Below are 12,828 nucleotides of genomic sequence, written 5' to 3'. Positions count from 1 at the left end.
GGGGAGACTCTCGCTCCAAGCGATGACGGCCACCGAATCCGCCAACCTCGTCGACGATCTGGCCGAAGCCCGCCGGGGTACCTTCGCGGCCGTGGCCCACCTGGGCACCGCCGACCTCGAGCGCCAGATCGCCCCGATCATGAGCCCCCTCGTCTGGGACCTCGGGCACATCGCCGCCTACGAGGACCTGTGGCTCGTGCACCGCCATGCCGGCCTCCCCCTGCTGCACCCCGAGCTCGCGGCGCTCTACGACGCCTTCGAGACGCCCCGCGCGGTGCGCGGCGACCTCGAGATCCTCGGCCACCGCGACGCGGTCGCCTACCTCGCCGAGGTGCGCGAGCGCACGCTGGCGGCGATCGGCACGCACGGCATCGACCCCGTCATCCACGAGATGGTGCTCCGCCACGAGCTCCAGCACACCGAGACGATGCGCCAGGCGATGGCGATCGCCGGGCTCCTGCCCCCGGGCGAGCCCCGGCTCCCGGCGCTCCAGCCGCTGCCCGAGGCCCGGGGCTGGGTCGCGGTGCCCGGCGGCACCCACGCGCTCGGCGCCGGCGACGACGGGTTCGCCTACGACAACGAGCGGCCGCGCCACGACGTCGAGGTCGCGCCCTTCCACATCGGCCGCCGGCCCGTGACCACCGCGACCTGGCGGCGCTTCGCCGAGGGCGGCGGCTACGAGCGCCGCGAGTGGTGGTCGGACGAGGGCTGGGCGTGGAAGGAGGAGTACGACATCTCCCACCACGCCGCCGTGGCAGACGGGCCTGACGACGCGCCCGCCTGCCACCTGTCCTGGTTCGAGGCGCACGCCTTGGCCCGGTGGAGCGGAGCACGGCTCCCCACCGAGGCCGAGTGGGAGCTCGCAGCCCCCCGCCTCGACGGCGTCGGTCTCGTGTGGGAGTGGACGGCGAGCCCCTTCACCGGCTACCCCGGCTTCCACGCACACCCCTACCCGCAATACTCGGAAGTCTTCTTCGGTGAGCGTTACCGCGTACTTCGCGGCGGCTCCTGGGCCACCCATCCACGCGTGGCGACCACGACGTTCCGCAACTGGGACCTCCCCGAGCGACGGCAGATCTTCGCCGGAGTGCGACTGGCCCGCGAGCCCCACTCCCCCCGCCCTGAGGAGGACTCCTGATGGAGCCCGTCATCGCCCCGGCCCGCGTCGTCGTCGAGTCCCACCTCGAGGGCGGCGAGCACCGCACGCTGGCCGATGACGTGCTCGACGGGCTGACCAAGCCGTTCAAGGAGCTGCCCCCCAAGCACTTCTACGACGCGCGCGGCGCCGAGCTGTTCGACCGCATCTGCGACCTGCCCGAGTACTACCCCACCCGCTGCGAGCGGGCGATCCTGCAGGCCGACAGCGCGAGCATCGTCGACCTCACGGGCGCCACCGAGCTCGTCGAGCTGGGCTCGGGCACCGCCGCCAAGACGCGCCTGCTGCTGCGGGCGATGCACGAGGCGGGCACGCTGCACCGCTACGTCCCGTTCGACGTCACCGAGTCCATGGTCCGCGCCAGCGCGCACGAGCTCGTCGACGAGTTCGACGGCCTGCGGGTGCACGGGATCGTCGGCGACTTCGAGCGCCACCTGGACCGCATCCCGCCCCCTGTCACGCCCGGCCCGCGCATCCTCGCGTTCCTCGGCGGCACCATCGGCAACTTCGCCCCCGGCACGCGCCGGCGCTTCCTGCGGTCCCTGCGGCGCCTGCTCGGCGAGGACGGCTACCTCCTCGTCGGCACCGACCTCGTCAAGGACCCCGCCGTGCTCGAGGCGGCCTACAACGACGCCCAGGGCGTGACGGCCGAGTTCAACCGCAACGTGCTGCACGTGCTCAACCGCGAGCTGCAGGCCGACTTCGTCCCCGACGCCTTCGAGCACGTGGCGTTCTTCGACCGTGACCGCGAGTGGATCGAGATGCGCCTGCGCGCCCGCCGCCCCCAGCGGGTCCGCGTCGGCGCCCTGGGCCTGCGCGTGACGTTCGCGGCCGGCGAGGAGCTGCGCACGGAGATCAGCGCCAAGTTCACGCGCGCCCGCATCGAGGGCGACCTCGCCGCGTCGGGGATGGAGCTCGCCGCCCAGTACACCGATCCCGACGGCCTGTTCGCGCTGAACCTCGCCAGCGTGCGCGGCTGAGGCCGGGCACCGACCGCGGCCGGACCCCCACGGGGGTCCAGGTCGCAAACCTGGTCTTTCCGGACCGAAGCTCCACTTCTACACTGATCGCAGCCGACGCGGCGCCCGGGCACGGATGACCCGATGGGCGCGCCGCATCGCCGGAAGGCCGATCGGACCCACGTGCAGCAGTTCCCGCAGAGCGTCGAGCGCCTCGCCCGTCTCGCGCAGCGCGACGCCGAGCCGGCGCTCGTCCAGCGTGCGCTGGCCGAGGAGCTGGTGGCCGCGCTGGGCCTCGACCAGGCCCACGTCGTCGTGCTCGCCGGCGGGCGGCCGTCGCACGGCGTCGTCGCCCTCCGGGGCGCCGGCTGCGCCGAGTACCTCCTGACGCGCGGCGCCGGCGGCGACGCGCTGGACTGGGTCGCCGACGCCGGGCGCGCGGTCACCGTCCCCGACACCGCCGTGGCGGGCACGCTGCCGGCCGAGCTCGTGCGCACCTACGGGCCGGTGACCGCGGCGGTCCTGCCGCTCACCGTCGGCGAGGCCGTGCGCGCCGTCGTCGTGCTCGGCTCGCGGACCCCGCGCGCCTGGCCCGCCGCCGACCTGCAGGCCGCCGCCGCGCTCACTGCGCTGGCCGGCACGGCCGTCGCCCTGCGCGACGCGCGCCTGGCCGCCGCGATCGATCCGCTGACGGGCTGCCTGAACCACGGCGCGATGCGTGAGCGCCTGTCGCAGGAGATCGCCCGCGCCCGGCGCCAGGGCACCCCGCTGGCCGTCACGATCCTCGACCTCGACGACTTCAAGCGCGTCAACGACGTGCACGGCCACCTCACCGGCGACGCGCTGCTGCGCCATGTCGCCGACGCGCTGCGCGCCGAGTACCGCAGCTTCGACCAGGTCGCGCGCTACGGCGGCGACGAGTTCGTCGTCATCCTTCCCAACGTCCGCGGCCCGCGGGCCGACATCGCCGCCGAGCGCGCGCTGCGGGCGCTGCGGGAGATCCGCATCGCGCTCCCCGACGGCGGCCAGGAGGGCATCACCGTCTCCTGCGGCGTCGCCGAGTGGGTCGAGCCCGAGGGGCCCGCCGAGGTGCTGGAGCGCGCCGACCAGGCGTTGCGGGCCAGCAAGGCCGGCGGCAAGGACGGCCTGCGGCGCGCGCCGGCCCCCGCCGGGCGCTGACCGCCACGGCATCGCCGCGAAGTTGACGCCTGTGTCACCAGGGTAGGGTCTACGGCATGGACATCTCAGGGAGTGGTGCGCTCGTCGTCGGCGGCGCCTCGGGCCTCGGCGAGGCCACATCGCGGCGGCTGGCCGAGCAGGGCGCCGTGCTGACGATCGCCGACGTCAACGCCGAGAAGGGCCAGGCCGTCGCCGACGAGCTCGGCGCCGCGTTCGTGGCGGTCGACGTCCGCGAGGAGGACCAGGTGCAGGCCGCGGTGCGGCAGGCCGCCGAGGCCGACGGCGGGCTGCGGATCGCCGTCACGTGCGCCGGCACGGGCTGGGCGCAGCGCGTGGCCAACTCGAAGGGCCCGCACCCGCTGCAGCCGTTCGAGACCATCATCGCCATCAACCTGATCGGCACGTTCAACCTGCTGCGCTTCGCAGCCGCGGCGATGATCGCCAACGAGCCCAACGCCGACGGCGAGCGCGGCGTGCTCATCAACACCGCGTCGGTCGCGGCCTTCGACGGCCAGATCGGCCAGGTCGCCTACTCGGCCAGCAAGGGCGGCGTGGTCGGCATGACGCTCCCGGTGGCCCGCGACCTGGCGCAGTACGGGATCAGGGTCAACACGATCGCCCCCGGCCTGTTCGACACGCCGCTGCTGGCCACGCTGCCCGAGGAGGCGCGCGAGTCGCTCGGGAAGTCCATCCCGTTCCCGCCGCGCCTGGGGCGCCCGTCGGAGTACGCGCTGCTGGCCGAGCAGATCATCGTCAACCCGATGCTCAACGGCGAGACGATCCGGCTCGACGGCGCGATCCGCATGGCGCCGCGATAGGGGAACACCGGCCCAGGGGGCCGGGTTCCCTCAGCGGGTATCGGCCCAGGACTAGCGGAGTCGCTCGATGATCATGGCCTCGCCCTGGCCCTGGGCGACGCACATCGTCTCGAGGCCGATCGTCCCGTCGAGCGTCTCGAGGTCGTTGAGCAGCGTGGTCATGATGCGCACGCCGGTCATCCCGAAGGGGTGGCCGAGCGCGATCGCGCCGCCGTGCGGGTTCAGCGCGTCCATGTCGATGCCGACCTCGGCGGCGATCGGCAGCACCTGGGCCGCGAACGCCTCGTTGAGCTCGGTCACGTCGATGTCGGAGATCGACATCCCGGCGCGGTCGAGTGCCTTCTTGATCGCCCCGATGGGCGCGACGCCCATGTACTCGGGCTCGTTGCCCCACGTCGCGGCGGTGATGATGCGCGCCCGCGGCGTCAGGCCCAGCTCGGCCGCCTTGGCGGCGCTCATGACCAGCGCGGCGGCCGCGCCGTCGTTGAGCGGGCACGCGTTGCCGGCCGTGACGGTGCCACCGGGCTTGAAGGCCGGCTCGAGCGTCGCGAGCTTCTCGTAGGTCGAGGACGCCCGCGGGCCGTCGTCCTTGCCGACCACGGTGCCGTCGGCGAGGGTGACGGGCACGATCTCACGGTCGAAGACCCCGGCCTCCTGGGCGGCGACGGCGCGCTCCTGCGAGCGCTGGGCGTAGCGGTCCTGGTCCTCGCGCGAGACCCCGTAGCGCTCGGCGACGTTCTCGGCGGTCAAGCCCATCGCGATGTAGGCGTCGGGGCGGCCGTCGGTGCCGTGCAGGTGCTCGTTCTGGTCCTCGGGGTGGGCGGCCTCGGCCTGCGCGTTGTAGCGCGAGACGAACTCGACGCCGCCGGCGACGTAGACGTCGCCCTGGCCCGCGACGACGTTGTTGGCCGCGATGCGGATGGCATCCAGGCCCGACGCGCAGTAGCGCGAGATGGTCGAGCCGTTGGTGGCCTGGCCGAGCTTGTCCGACAGCAGGACCGCGATGCGGCCGATGTTGTTGGCCTGCAGACCCTGCGGCATGCCGCAGCCCGCGATGAGCTCCTCCACGGTGGCCGGGTCGACGCCGGGGTTGCGCTCCAGCAGCGCGTCGACGATGAAGGCGAGGGTCTCGTCGGGACGCAGGGGGGCCAGCGAGCCCTTGAAGGCTCGTCCGACGGGCGTCCGGACGGCGTCGACGATGACGGCTTCGGGCATGGATGGTTCCTCTCGGAGATGACGCCCGGCGGTCGCACACCACGGGCAGGTTTATCCCCCGGCGGTCGCACTCCACGGGGCCTTCCCAGGAGGATACTCACCCGATCGGGCTATTCGCGACCGACAGCCCTGGACGTCCTCGTCGCCAGGACACCGAGGCGCCGGGATGGTTTGGAACCGTTCCAGGGCGGTACGCCCGATGGAGTGACCGACGTCCTCCTCCAACAGCGTCTCCGCGCCGCCGGCCTGCGGGTCACCGCCCCGCGCCTGGCCGTCCTGCGGGTCCTGGGCGAGGCGACCGACCACCCGCGCGTCGACCAGATCATCGAGCGCGTCCGCGCACACGGCGTGGCGATCTCGACGCAGGCCGCCTACGACTGCTGCGAGGCGCTGCACCGCGGCGTGCTCGCGCGCCGCATCGAGCCCGCCGGCGGCCCCGCGCGCTACGAGGCGAGGGTCGGCGACAACCACCATCACCTGGTGTGCCGCGCCTGCGGCGCGGTCGCCGACGTCGACTGCGTCGTGGGCCACGCCCCCCTGCCTGGAGGCCGGCACGGCCCACGGCTACGCCGTCGACGAGGCCGAGGTCACCTTCTGGGGGCTCTGTCCCCCGTGCGCAGGAGCAACCCACGAAGGAAGGCAGGTCGCATGACCGACGAGGACAACACCCTCACCACCCGCAACGGCCAGCCCATCGCCGACAACCAGAACACGCGGACGATCGGTGAGCGCGGCCCGGCCACGCTCGAGAACTACCAGTTCATGGAGAAGCTGGCCCACTTCGATCGCGAGCGCGTGCCCGAGCGCGTCGTGCACGCGCGCGGCGCCACGGCGTTCGGCTTCTTCGAGACCTACGGGACCGTGGGCGGCGAGGAGCCCATCTCCACGCACTCCCGCGCCAAGCTGTTCGAGCCGGCCGGCAAGCGGACCGAGGTCGCGGTGCGCTTCTCGACGGTGGCCGGCGGGCGGGACTCGTCCGAGGCCGTTCGCGACCCGCGCGGCTTCGCGGTGAAGTTCTACACCGAGGACGGCAACTGGGACCTCGTCGGCAACAACCTCGGCGTCTTCTTCATCCGTGACGCGATCAAGTTCCCCGACTTCATCCACTCCCAGAAGCCCGACCCCGTCACGTTCGAGCGCCAGGTGCCCAACCGGGTCTTCGACTTCGCCTCGCAGTCACCCGAGTCGCTGCACATGTTCAACCTGGTCCTGAGCCCCCGCGGCGTGCCGGCCAGCTACCGCACCATGCAGGGCTTCGGGGTCAACACCTACAAGTGGGTCAACGCCGCCGGCGAGACGAAGCTGGTCAAGTACCACTGGCTGCCCAAGCAGGCCGTGAAGTCCTGGACCGAGGAGGACGCCGGCAAGCAGCAGGGCCTCGAGCTCGGCGTGCACACCAAGGACCTCTACGGCGCCATCGCCGCCGGCCAGTACCCCGAGTGGGAGCTCGCCGTCCAGCTCATGGACGACCATGAGCACCCCGAGCTGGAGTTCGACCCGCTCGACGACACCAAGGTCTGGCCCGAGCACGTGTTCCCGGTGCGCAGGATCGGCCGTATGGTGCTCGACCGTGCGCCGGAGGACTTCTTCGCCGAGAGCGAGCAGATCGCCTTCGGCACCGGCGTCCTGGTCGATGGCCTGGACTTCTCCGACGACAAGATGCTCGTCGGGCGCACGTTCAGCTACAGCGACACCCAGCGCCACCGCATCGGGCCCAACTACCTGCAGCTGCCGGTCAACACCCCCAAGAACGCGCGCGTCACCACCAACCAGCGCGACGGGGCGATGACCTACGCCGTGGACGGCGGGTCGGGCAACCCGTCGGTCAACTACGAGCCGTCCATCACCGGCGGCCCGCAGGAGGCGCCCAAGCCCACGCACACCGAGCAGGGGCCGGTCGTCGAGGGCCGACTGACGCGCCAGAGGATCGCGCGCACGAACGACTACGCGCAGGCCGGCGAGCGCTACCTGCTCTCCGAGCCGTGGGAGCAGGACGAGCTCGTCGCCAACTGGATCGCCAACCTGTCGCAGTGCGACCGGCCGATCCAGGAGCGGATGCTCTGGCACCTCTACATGGCCGAGACCGAGCTGGGCGACCGCGTCGGCCAGGGCTTGGAGCTGACCGCCGACGACGTCCGCCACCTCGAGCCGCTGGCCACCCAGACGCTCACGCCCGAGGAGGAGCAGCGCCGCGCCAACCTCGGCGCCAACCCGCCGCGCGACGTGAGCGGCCTCGTCATGACGCACTGCGTGCCCAACGAGCACGCGCCCGTGGGCGAGCCGATCACGGCCTGAGCCGCCCGGCCCGCGGGCCCGGGGACGGCTCAGTCGTCGTCGGGCCCGTGCTCCCAGGCCGAGCGCGCCGACATCTGGCGGGCCAGCCGGGTGGCCGGTACCGGCAGCGCATCCACCGGGTACCAGCGGGCCTGGTCGATCTCGGCCGGGCTGGGGTCGATCGTCGTGTCGGCCACCTCAGCGAGGTAGGTGAACAGGACCTCGCGCTTGCCGTCCAGCCGCGAGGGCGTGCACGCGATGCGCCGCGTGGCCAGCGGCGTGACCCCGAGCTCCTCGGAGAGCTCGCGGCGCAGCGCGACCTCCGGGTCCTCGCCGGGATGGACGAAGCCCCCGGGCAGGTCCCACTGCCCGCGCCGCGCGTAGCTGTGGCGCACGAGCAGGACCTCGTCGCCGCAGCGCACGACGACCTTGACGCCCTGGGTCTGCGGGCGGGTCAGGTACCACCAGGGCCGCAGCACGACGTAGCCCACCCGGTAGGCCACGCGCAGCGCCACGACGGGGGCATGGCGGCGCAGCCGGCTCTCGACGGCCTCGACGAGACGGTAGCTCAGGGGCTCGCGGTCGCTCACGGGCCTCCAGGCTAGGCCAGCCGCCTCCGGGTTCCCCCACCCCGCGCGCGGCGGCCTGCCGGATTGTGCGGTCCCCGGTCCCCTGCGAAGGTCACGGCGTGCTCCGGCGCATCCTCACGCTCCCGATGACCGCCACGCCGTGGGTGGACCTCACCTACCTCACGCTCGGCCTCGTGTCCGGCTGCGCGTCGCTGACGCTCGTGTTCGCCGGCCCGGTCACGGGCGTCCTGCTGCTCATCACGCTGGTCGGCTTCGTCAAGCTCTACGCCGACGCATGGGTCGTCCGCTGGTGGGCGAACCTCGAGCGCCGCCGCGGTGCCCTGGCCGGCGTGCCGATCCCCCTGTCGCGCCGCACGTGGCAGGGTCGCAACCTGCCCGCACGGCTGGCCGCGGCGCTGCGCGACCCCATGCTCTGGCGCGAGCTCGTGTGGGCCGTCGTGCTCTTCGCCTTCGGGCTCGGCGCGTTCTGCGTGGGCGTCATCGCGTGGTCGGTGGCCCTGGCGCTCATCACGGCGCCGGCGTGGGCCTGGTCGGTGTCGGGCGGCGTGGACTTCGGAGCGTTCACGGCCGACCGGACCTGGGAGCAGATCGCGATCGGCGTCCTGGCCGGGCCGCCGGCCGTCGTCGCGGCGGCCTGGACCGTGCGCGGGTGCGCGCTGGCCGAGGCGCTGCTGGCCCAGGCGCTGCTGCGCGGCGACGAGCAGGAGCGCATCACCGAGCTGCAGGTCTCGCGCGCCGGCGCCGTGGACGCCGCCGCCGTCGAGCTGCGGCGCATCGAGCGCGACCTGCACGACGGCGCGCAGGCCCGGCTCGTCGCCCTGGCCATGGACCTCGGCCTCGCACGCGAGCGGCTGGACAGCGATCCCGACGGCGCGGCCCGCCTGCTCGAGGGCGCCCACGAGGACGCCAAGACCGCGCTCGTCGAGCTGCGCGACCTCGCCCGGGGGATCCACCCGGCGATCCTCGCCGACCGCGGCCTCGACGCCGCCGTCTCGGCCCTGGCCGCGCGGTGCCCCGTCCCCTGCACCGTGGCGATGGACGTGCCGCAGCGGCTGCCCGCCGCGGTCGAGTCGGCCGCCTACTTCACCGTGGCCGAGGCGCTCACCAACGTGGCCAAGCACAGCGGCGCGCACCGGTGCGAGGTCGCCGGGACGCTGGCCGGCGGGCGCCTGGTCGTCGAGGTGCGCGACGACGGCCGCGGCGACGCCGACGCGCGTCGGGGCACGGGCATCGCCGGTCTGCGCGGGCGCGTGGAGGCCCTCGACGGGCGGCTGACCGTCACCGGCGCACCCGGCCGGGGCACGGTCCTGCGGGCGGAGCTGCCGTGCGCATCGTGATCGCCGAGGACCTCGTGCTGCTGCGCGACGGCCTGCAGCGCCTGCTCGAGGCCCACGGGCACGAGGTCGTGGCCGCGGTGGGCGACGGGCCCGCGCTCGTGGCCGCGGTGCAGGAGCACCGGCCCGACGTCGCGATCGTCGACGTGCGGCTGCCGCCCTCCCAGCGCGACGAGGGGCTGCGCGCGGCGCTCGAGGCGCGCCGGCTCGTCCCGGGCACGCCGGTGCTCGTCCTGTCCCAGTACGTCGAGGAGTCCTACGCCGCCGAGCTGCTGGCCGAGAACGTCGACCCGTCCAGGCCCGCCGTGGGCTACCTGCTCAAGGACCGCGTCGCCGACCCCGCCGATTTCGTCGCCCAGGTCGCGCGGGTCGCCGACGGGGCACGGCGATCGACCAGGAGGTCGTCGCCCAGCTCCTGGCCCGCCGCCGCGCCGACGACCCGCTGTCCGAGCTGACGCCACGCGAGCGCGAGGTCCTCGAGCTCATGGCCCAGGGCCTGTCCAACGCGGCGGTCGCCGGGCGGCTCGTGGTGACCGAGGGCGCCGTGGAGAAGCACGTCACGAGCATCTTCGGCAAGCTCGGCCTGCACGCGGCGGCGGGCGGCAACCTGCGGGTCCTCGCGGTCCTGGCGTGGCTGAGGGCCTCCGGGTCGGCCGGCGCATGACCGGAGCCCCGGCCGTCAGGGATCGCCGTGGGGCTGGACGGGCAGCCCGTGCGTCGCCTCGGCCATGCCGCGCTCGTAGGCGGCGCCGTGCCGGGTGCGCAGGAGGACCGCGCCGCCGTCGCGCGGAGCGACGACCGCCTCCAGCGCCGCGACCGAGCAGTGCGCGACGTGGTGCTCGCGGGCGCCGGGGTCGGCGTAGCGCCAGACGACGGTCTGCGACGGCGGCGCGTGGACGGTGAGGCGCAGGCGGAGCGCGCCGCCGCGCAGGCGCAGGTCCAGTGCCGTGGCGGTCTCGGCGACCCGGGGCCGTGCGGCCGGGCCCCCGAGGCGCAGGCGGCGGCCGTCGAGCTCCAGCGCCCCGTCGGCGATCCACGGGGTCGTCGCCCGGCCGACGCGCACGCGGCCCAGCGCGAGGTCCAGCCAGGCCCCGGGCGCGCCGTCGAGGGCGACGGCGTGCAGCCAGATCCAGCGCTCGGCGTGCTCGGTGCCCCAGTTGTGGCCGACCGTCCCGGGCCAGCCGTGCAGCCGCATCGTCGTGTCGCCGACGGTCACCGTGCCGCGGAACGCCGCCCGCGGCGCGAGCGCCTCGAGCTTCGTGCGCGGCAGCGCGGTCCGGTACAGCAGCTCGGTGGGCAGGTGGCGCAGCGGCGCCGCCGCGCCGTCCCACTCCAGGTCCCAGGCCGCGGCCTCGTCGCCGCCGCGCACGGCGCCCGGGCCGAAGCGGCTGTCGCCGATGCGCACGCCGTCGGGCAGGGCCTCGGGCGCCGGGAGCGTCACCTTGTGGGTCACAGGCGCCGGTGCGTCCGCGTCGAACAGCGTGATCCAGATCGCGCCGAGCGCCGGGACGTGCCCCGGAGCGCGGTGCACGGTGTGGCGCAGCCAGACGGCCCGGGGACGGTCGGGGTCGACGGCGCGCAGGAAGAACGACTCGTAGCCGCCGCGCGGGCCGAACGACGCAAAGCGCGGCGCGACGGCCACAGGCGCCGGGGTCAGAGTCCGAGGTCGCGCACGCCGAGCTCGTCGAACCCGATGTGGTGGGCGAGCTCGTGGCGGACGGTGACGACGACCTGCTCGCGCAGCAGCTCGGCGTCGTGGCCGAAGTCGCGGCGCAGCGTGTCGCGGTAGATGACGATGCGGTCGGGGACCTCGTCGCGGTGTGCGCCGTCGCCGTGGTAGAGGCCGTACGCGCCGCGGCGGCGGCCGCCGTCGGAGATGACGACGGCGACGTTGCGGTCCAAGGCGGCGCGCAGGAGGTCGGGCAGGTCGTCCATCGCGTCGCGGACGAGCTCCTCGAAGTCGTGGTCGTCGTAGGGGTCGAGGTCGAGGAACTCGCCCTCGTCGGGCTCGGCGGCGGTGCCCTCGCGGGCCAGCCGCTCGGCGCGCAGCACGACCTCCTCGAACTCGGTCTCCGAGACCGGCTCGCGCCATCCCGCCAGCCGCAGGCCGACGATCGACATGATGGACATCAGCACCGCGGCGCCGACGAGGATCACGGCGAGGATCTCGAGGATGCGGACCATGCCGATCGAGCTGAAGCCGCCCTGCAGGACGACGATCGCCGACAGCCCGAGGCTCATGGCGAAGACGGCGGCGAAGGCGGTGCGGCGCATGTCCGCAACGAGACTAGCGCCGTCGCGCACGCGCGACGGCGCTCCGCGGCGCGCACCGGTGTCCCGCCGGACCGCGGGCCCGAGCGACCCGATTGGCGCGGGAGGGATGGATAGGCTGCCGGTGGTGCGTGTCGCAGCGGCGATCCGGCCGGCCACCGACCTCGAGATCCCGACGGTGGTCGAGGTCCTGCGCCGGGCCGGCTTCGGGACCCAGGTCGCGCGACTGCTGGACTACCCGCGCCTCTCGCCGCACGGCGCGATCCTGGTCGCCGCCGGGCCCGAGGGCATCGGTGGGGTGGTGTGCACGGCGGCCTTCGCGACCACGGGCTGGATCGGCGCGCTCGGCGTGCTGCCCGAGGCCCGGCGCCGGGGCCTGGGCGCGGCGCTGACCGAGGCCGCCGTCGCGTGGCTGCAGGCGCGCGACGCCCGCACCGTCCTGCTCTACGCGACGGAGGCCGGGCGCCCGGTCTACGAACGGCTCGGCTTCGTCGCCGAGGAGCGCGCGATCGCCTGGCGCGGCGTCGCCGGCGCCGCGCCGGAGGCCGACCTGCATCCCGTGCGCTCCGAGGATCGCGCGCACCTGCGCGCCCTGGACGCGGCGGTGACCGGGGAGCGGCGCGACGCGGTGCTCGACGTCATCGAGGCGCCCGCGGGCGTGGCGGTCCGCGACGCCGGTGGCAGGATGGCGGGCTGGGCGATCGCGTCGCCCTGGGGCGCGGGCACGGCCATCGGCGCGCTGGACCCCGACGTCGGGGTGGCGCTCATGGCCGCGGCGACGGCGGGTCCCGCGGCCGGCACGCTCATCGTGCCCGACGGGAACGCGGCGGCGACCGAGGCCCTGCGGACCTGGCGCTTCGTGCGGCTCAACGACGCGCTGCGCATGCGCCTGGGCCCTGCGGTGGCCTGGCGCCCCGACCGCCAGTTCGGCCTGTTCAACCTGTATTGGGGGTAGGGCGTCGGGACCGGCGCCCCGCCGCCCGTCGCCCCTCCCCGCGCACGGCGGCACGATCGCCGGCGACCGCCCGCGCC

Annotated in this window: 11 protein-coding genes and 2 pseudogenes; 9 read left to right on the top strand and 4 right to left on the bottom strand. The window is 74.5% G+C overall.

The features are described from left to right. Nucleotides 1–22: 22 nt before the first annotated feature. From FSW04_RS08725 to FSW04_RS08710, 4 genes are all read left to right on the top strand, one after another. Nucleotides 23–1,138 carry an SUMF1/EgtB/PvdO family nonheme iron enzyme gene (locus FSW04_RS08725; RefSeq protein ID WP_146918346.1) on the top strand — a complete coding sequence of 372 codons (1,116 nt, stop codon included), beginning with the start codon at nucleotides 23–25 and terminating at the stop codon, nucleotides 1,136–1,138. Further along, complete coding sequence (gene egtD, locus FSW04_RS08720; RefSeq protein WP_146918344.1) at nucleotides 1,138–2,136, top strand: L-histidine N(alpha)-methyltransferase; 999 nt, start codon at nucleotides 1,138–1,140, stop codon at nucleotides 2,134–2,136. The genes FSW04_RS08725 and egtD overlap by 1 nt, the downstream gene beginning before the upstream one ends. Before the next feature lie 162 nt (nucleotides 2,137–2,298). After that, nucleotides 2,299–3,294 (top strand): GGDEF domain-containing protein, encoded by a 996-nt coding sequence (locus tag FSW04_RS08715; protein ID WP_187369359.1) that lies wholly within the window; start codon nucleotides 2,299–2,301, stop codon nucleotides 3,292–3,294. A gap of 56 nt (nucleotides 3,295–3,350) precedes the next feature. Then, nucleotides 3,351–4,112 carry a 3-hydroxyacyl-CoA dehydrogenase gene (locus tag FSW04_RS08710; protein ID WP_146918340.1) on the top strand — a complete coding sequence of 254 codons (762 nt, stop codon included), beginning with the start codon at nucleotides 3,351–3,353 and terminating at the stop codon, nucleotides 4,110–4,112. A 51-nt stretch (nucleotides 4,113–4,163) separates the two neighbouring features. Here FSW04_RS08710 and FSW04_RS08705 read toward each other — a convergent pair whose 3' ends face one another. Beyond that, the gene (locus FSW04_RS08705) at nucleotides 4,164–5,327 is read right to left on the bottom strand and encodes an acetyl-CoA C-acyltransferase (protein ID WP_146918338.1); all 1,164 of its coding nucleotides are present in this window, start codon (nucleotides 5,325–5,327) and stop codon (nucleotides 4,164–4,166) included. A gap of 18 nt (nucleotides 5,328–5,345) precedes the next feature. On the opposite strand from FSW04_RS08705, the pseudogene FSW04_RS28380 reads away from it, so the two are divergent. Together FSW04_RS28380 and FSW04_RS08695 are read left to right on the top strand one after the other, a co-directional pair. After that, a pseudogene (locus tag FSW04_RS28380) lies at nucleotides 5,346–5,780 on the top strand (Fur family transcriptional regulator); the annotation flags it as partial. Between the two features lie 195 nt (nucleotides 5,781–5,975). After that, nucleotides 5,976–7,622: a catalase gene (locus tag FSW04_RS08695; protein ID WP_146918336.1), complete on the top strand. Its 1,647-nt coding sequence runs from the start codon at nucleotides 5,976–5,978 to the stop codon at nucleotides 7,620–7,622. A 29-nt stretch (nucleotides 7,623–7,651) separates the two neighbouring features. Here FSW04_RS08695 and FSW04_RS08690 read toward each other — a convergent pair whose 3' ends face one another. Then, on the bottom strand, nucleotides 7,652–8,191 hold the full coding sequence (locus FSW04_RS08690) for an NUDIX hydrolase (RefSeq protein WP_146918334.1): 540 nt from the start codon (nucleotides 8,189–8,191) through the stop codon (nucleotides 7,652–7,654). 98 nt (nucleotides 8,192–8,289) lie between these two features. Between FSW04_RS08690 and FSW04_RS08685 the strand changes: the two genes are divergently transcribed. Both FSW04_RS08685 and FSW04_RS08680 read left to right on the top strand, forming a co-directional pair. Continuing rightward, complete coding sequence (locus tag FSW04_RS08685) at nucleotides 8,290–9,528, top strand: sensor histidine kinase (protein WP_146918332.1); 1,239 nt, start codon at nucleotides 8,290–8,292, stop codon at nucleotides 9,526–9,528. Further along, nucleotides 9,516–10,189, top strand: a pseudogene (locus FSW04_RS08680) (response regulator). The gene FSW04_RS08685 and the pseudogene FSW04_RS08680 overlap by 13 nt, the downstream one beginning before the upstream one ends. Before the next feature lie 15 nt (nucleotides 10,190–10,204). Here FSW04_RS08680 and FSW04_RS08675 read toward each other — a convergent pair. Together FSW04_RS08675 and FSW04_RS08670 are read right to left on the bottom strand one after the other, a co-directional pair. Then, on the bottom strand, nucleotides 10,205–11,167 hold the full coding sequence (locus tag FSW04_RS08675; RefSeq protein WP_146918330.1) for a hypothetical protein: 963 nt from the start codon (nucleotides 11,165–11,167) through the stop codon (nucleotides 10,205–10,207). Between the two features lie 11 nt (nucleotides 11,168–11,178). Further along, the gene (locus tag FSW04_RS08670) at nucleotides 11,179–11,799 is read right to left on the bottom strand and encodes a metallopeptidase family protein (RefSeq protein ID WP_146918327.1); all 621 of its coding nucleotides are present in this window, start codon (nucleotides 11,797–11,799) and stop codon (nucleotides 11,179–11,181) included. A 124-nt stretch (nucleotides 11,800–11,923) separates the two neighbouring features. On the opposite strand from FSW04_RS08670, the gene FSW04_RS08665 reads away from it, so the two are divergent. Further along, the gene (locus tag FSW04_RS08665) at nucleotides 11,924–12,751 is read left to right on the top strand and encodes a GNAT family N-acetyltransferase (RefSeq protein ID WP_187369358.1); all 828 of its coding nucleotides are present in this window, start codon (nucleotides 11,924–11,926) and stop codon (nucleotides 12,749–12,751) included. The last annotated feature ends 77 nt before the right edge of the window (nucleotides 12,752–12,828 follow it).

The sequence above is a fragment of the Baekduia soli genome (genome assembly GCF_007970665.1).
In the GTDB taxonomy this organism is placed as follows: domain Bacteria; phylum Actinomycetota; class Thermoleophilia; order Solirubrobacterales; family Solirubrobacteraceae; genus Baekduia; species Baekduia soli.
The sequence above is the reverse complement of the archived record's forward strand: the minus strand, read 5'-3'. Positions and strand labels throughout refer to the sequence as shown.

Bases quoted from the DNA above. Each gene is read 5' to 3' on its own strand.
- FSW04_RS08725 (WP_146918346.1), top strand. From the start codon at position 23: ATGACGGCCACCGAATCCGCCAACCTCGTCGACGATCTGGCCGAAGCC.
- egtD (WP_146918344.1), top strand. From the start codon at position 1,138: ATGGAGCCCGTCATCGCCCCGGCCCGCGTCGTCGTCGAGTCCCACCTC.
- FSW04_RS08710 (WP_146918340.1), top strand. From the start codon at position 3,351: ATGGACATCTCAGGGAGTGGTGCGCTCGTCGTCGGCGGCGCCTCGGGC.
- FSW04_RS08705 (WP_146918338.1), bottom strand. From the start codon at position 5,327: ATGCCCGAAGCCGTCATCGTCGACGCCGTCCGGACGCCCGTCGGACGA.
- FSW04_RS08695 (WP_146918336.1), top strand. From the start codon at position 5,976: ATGACCGACGAGGACAACACCCTCACCACCCGCAACGGCCAGCCCATC.
- FSW04_RS08670 (WP_146918327.1), bottom strand. From the start codon at position 11,799: ATGCGCCGCACCGCCTTCGCCGCCGTCTTCGCCATGAGCCTCGGGCTG.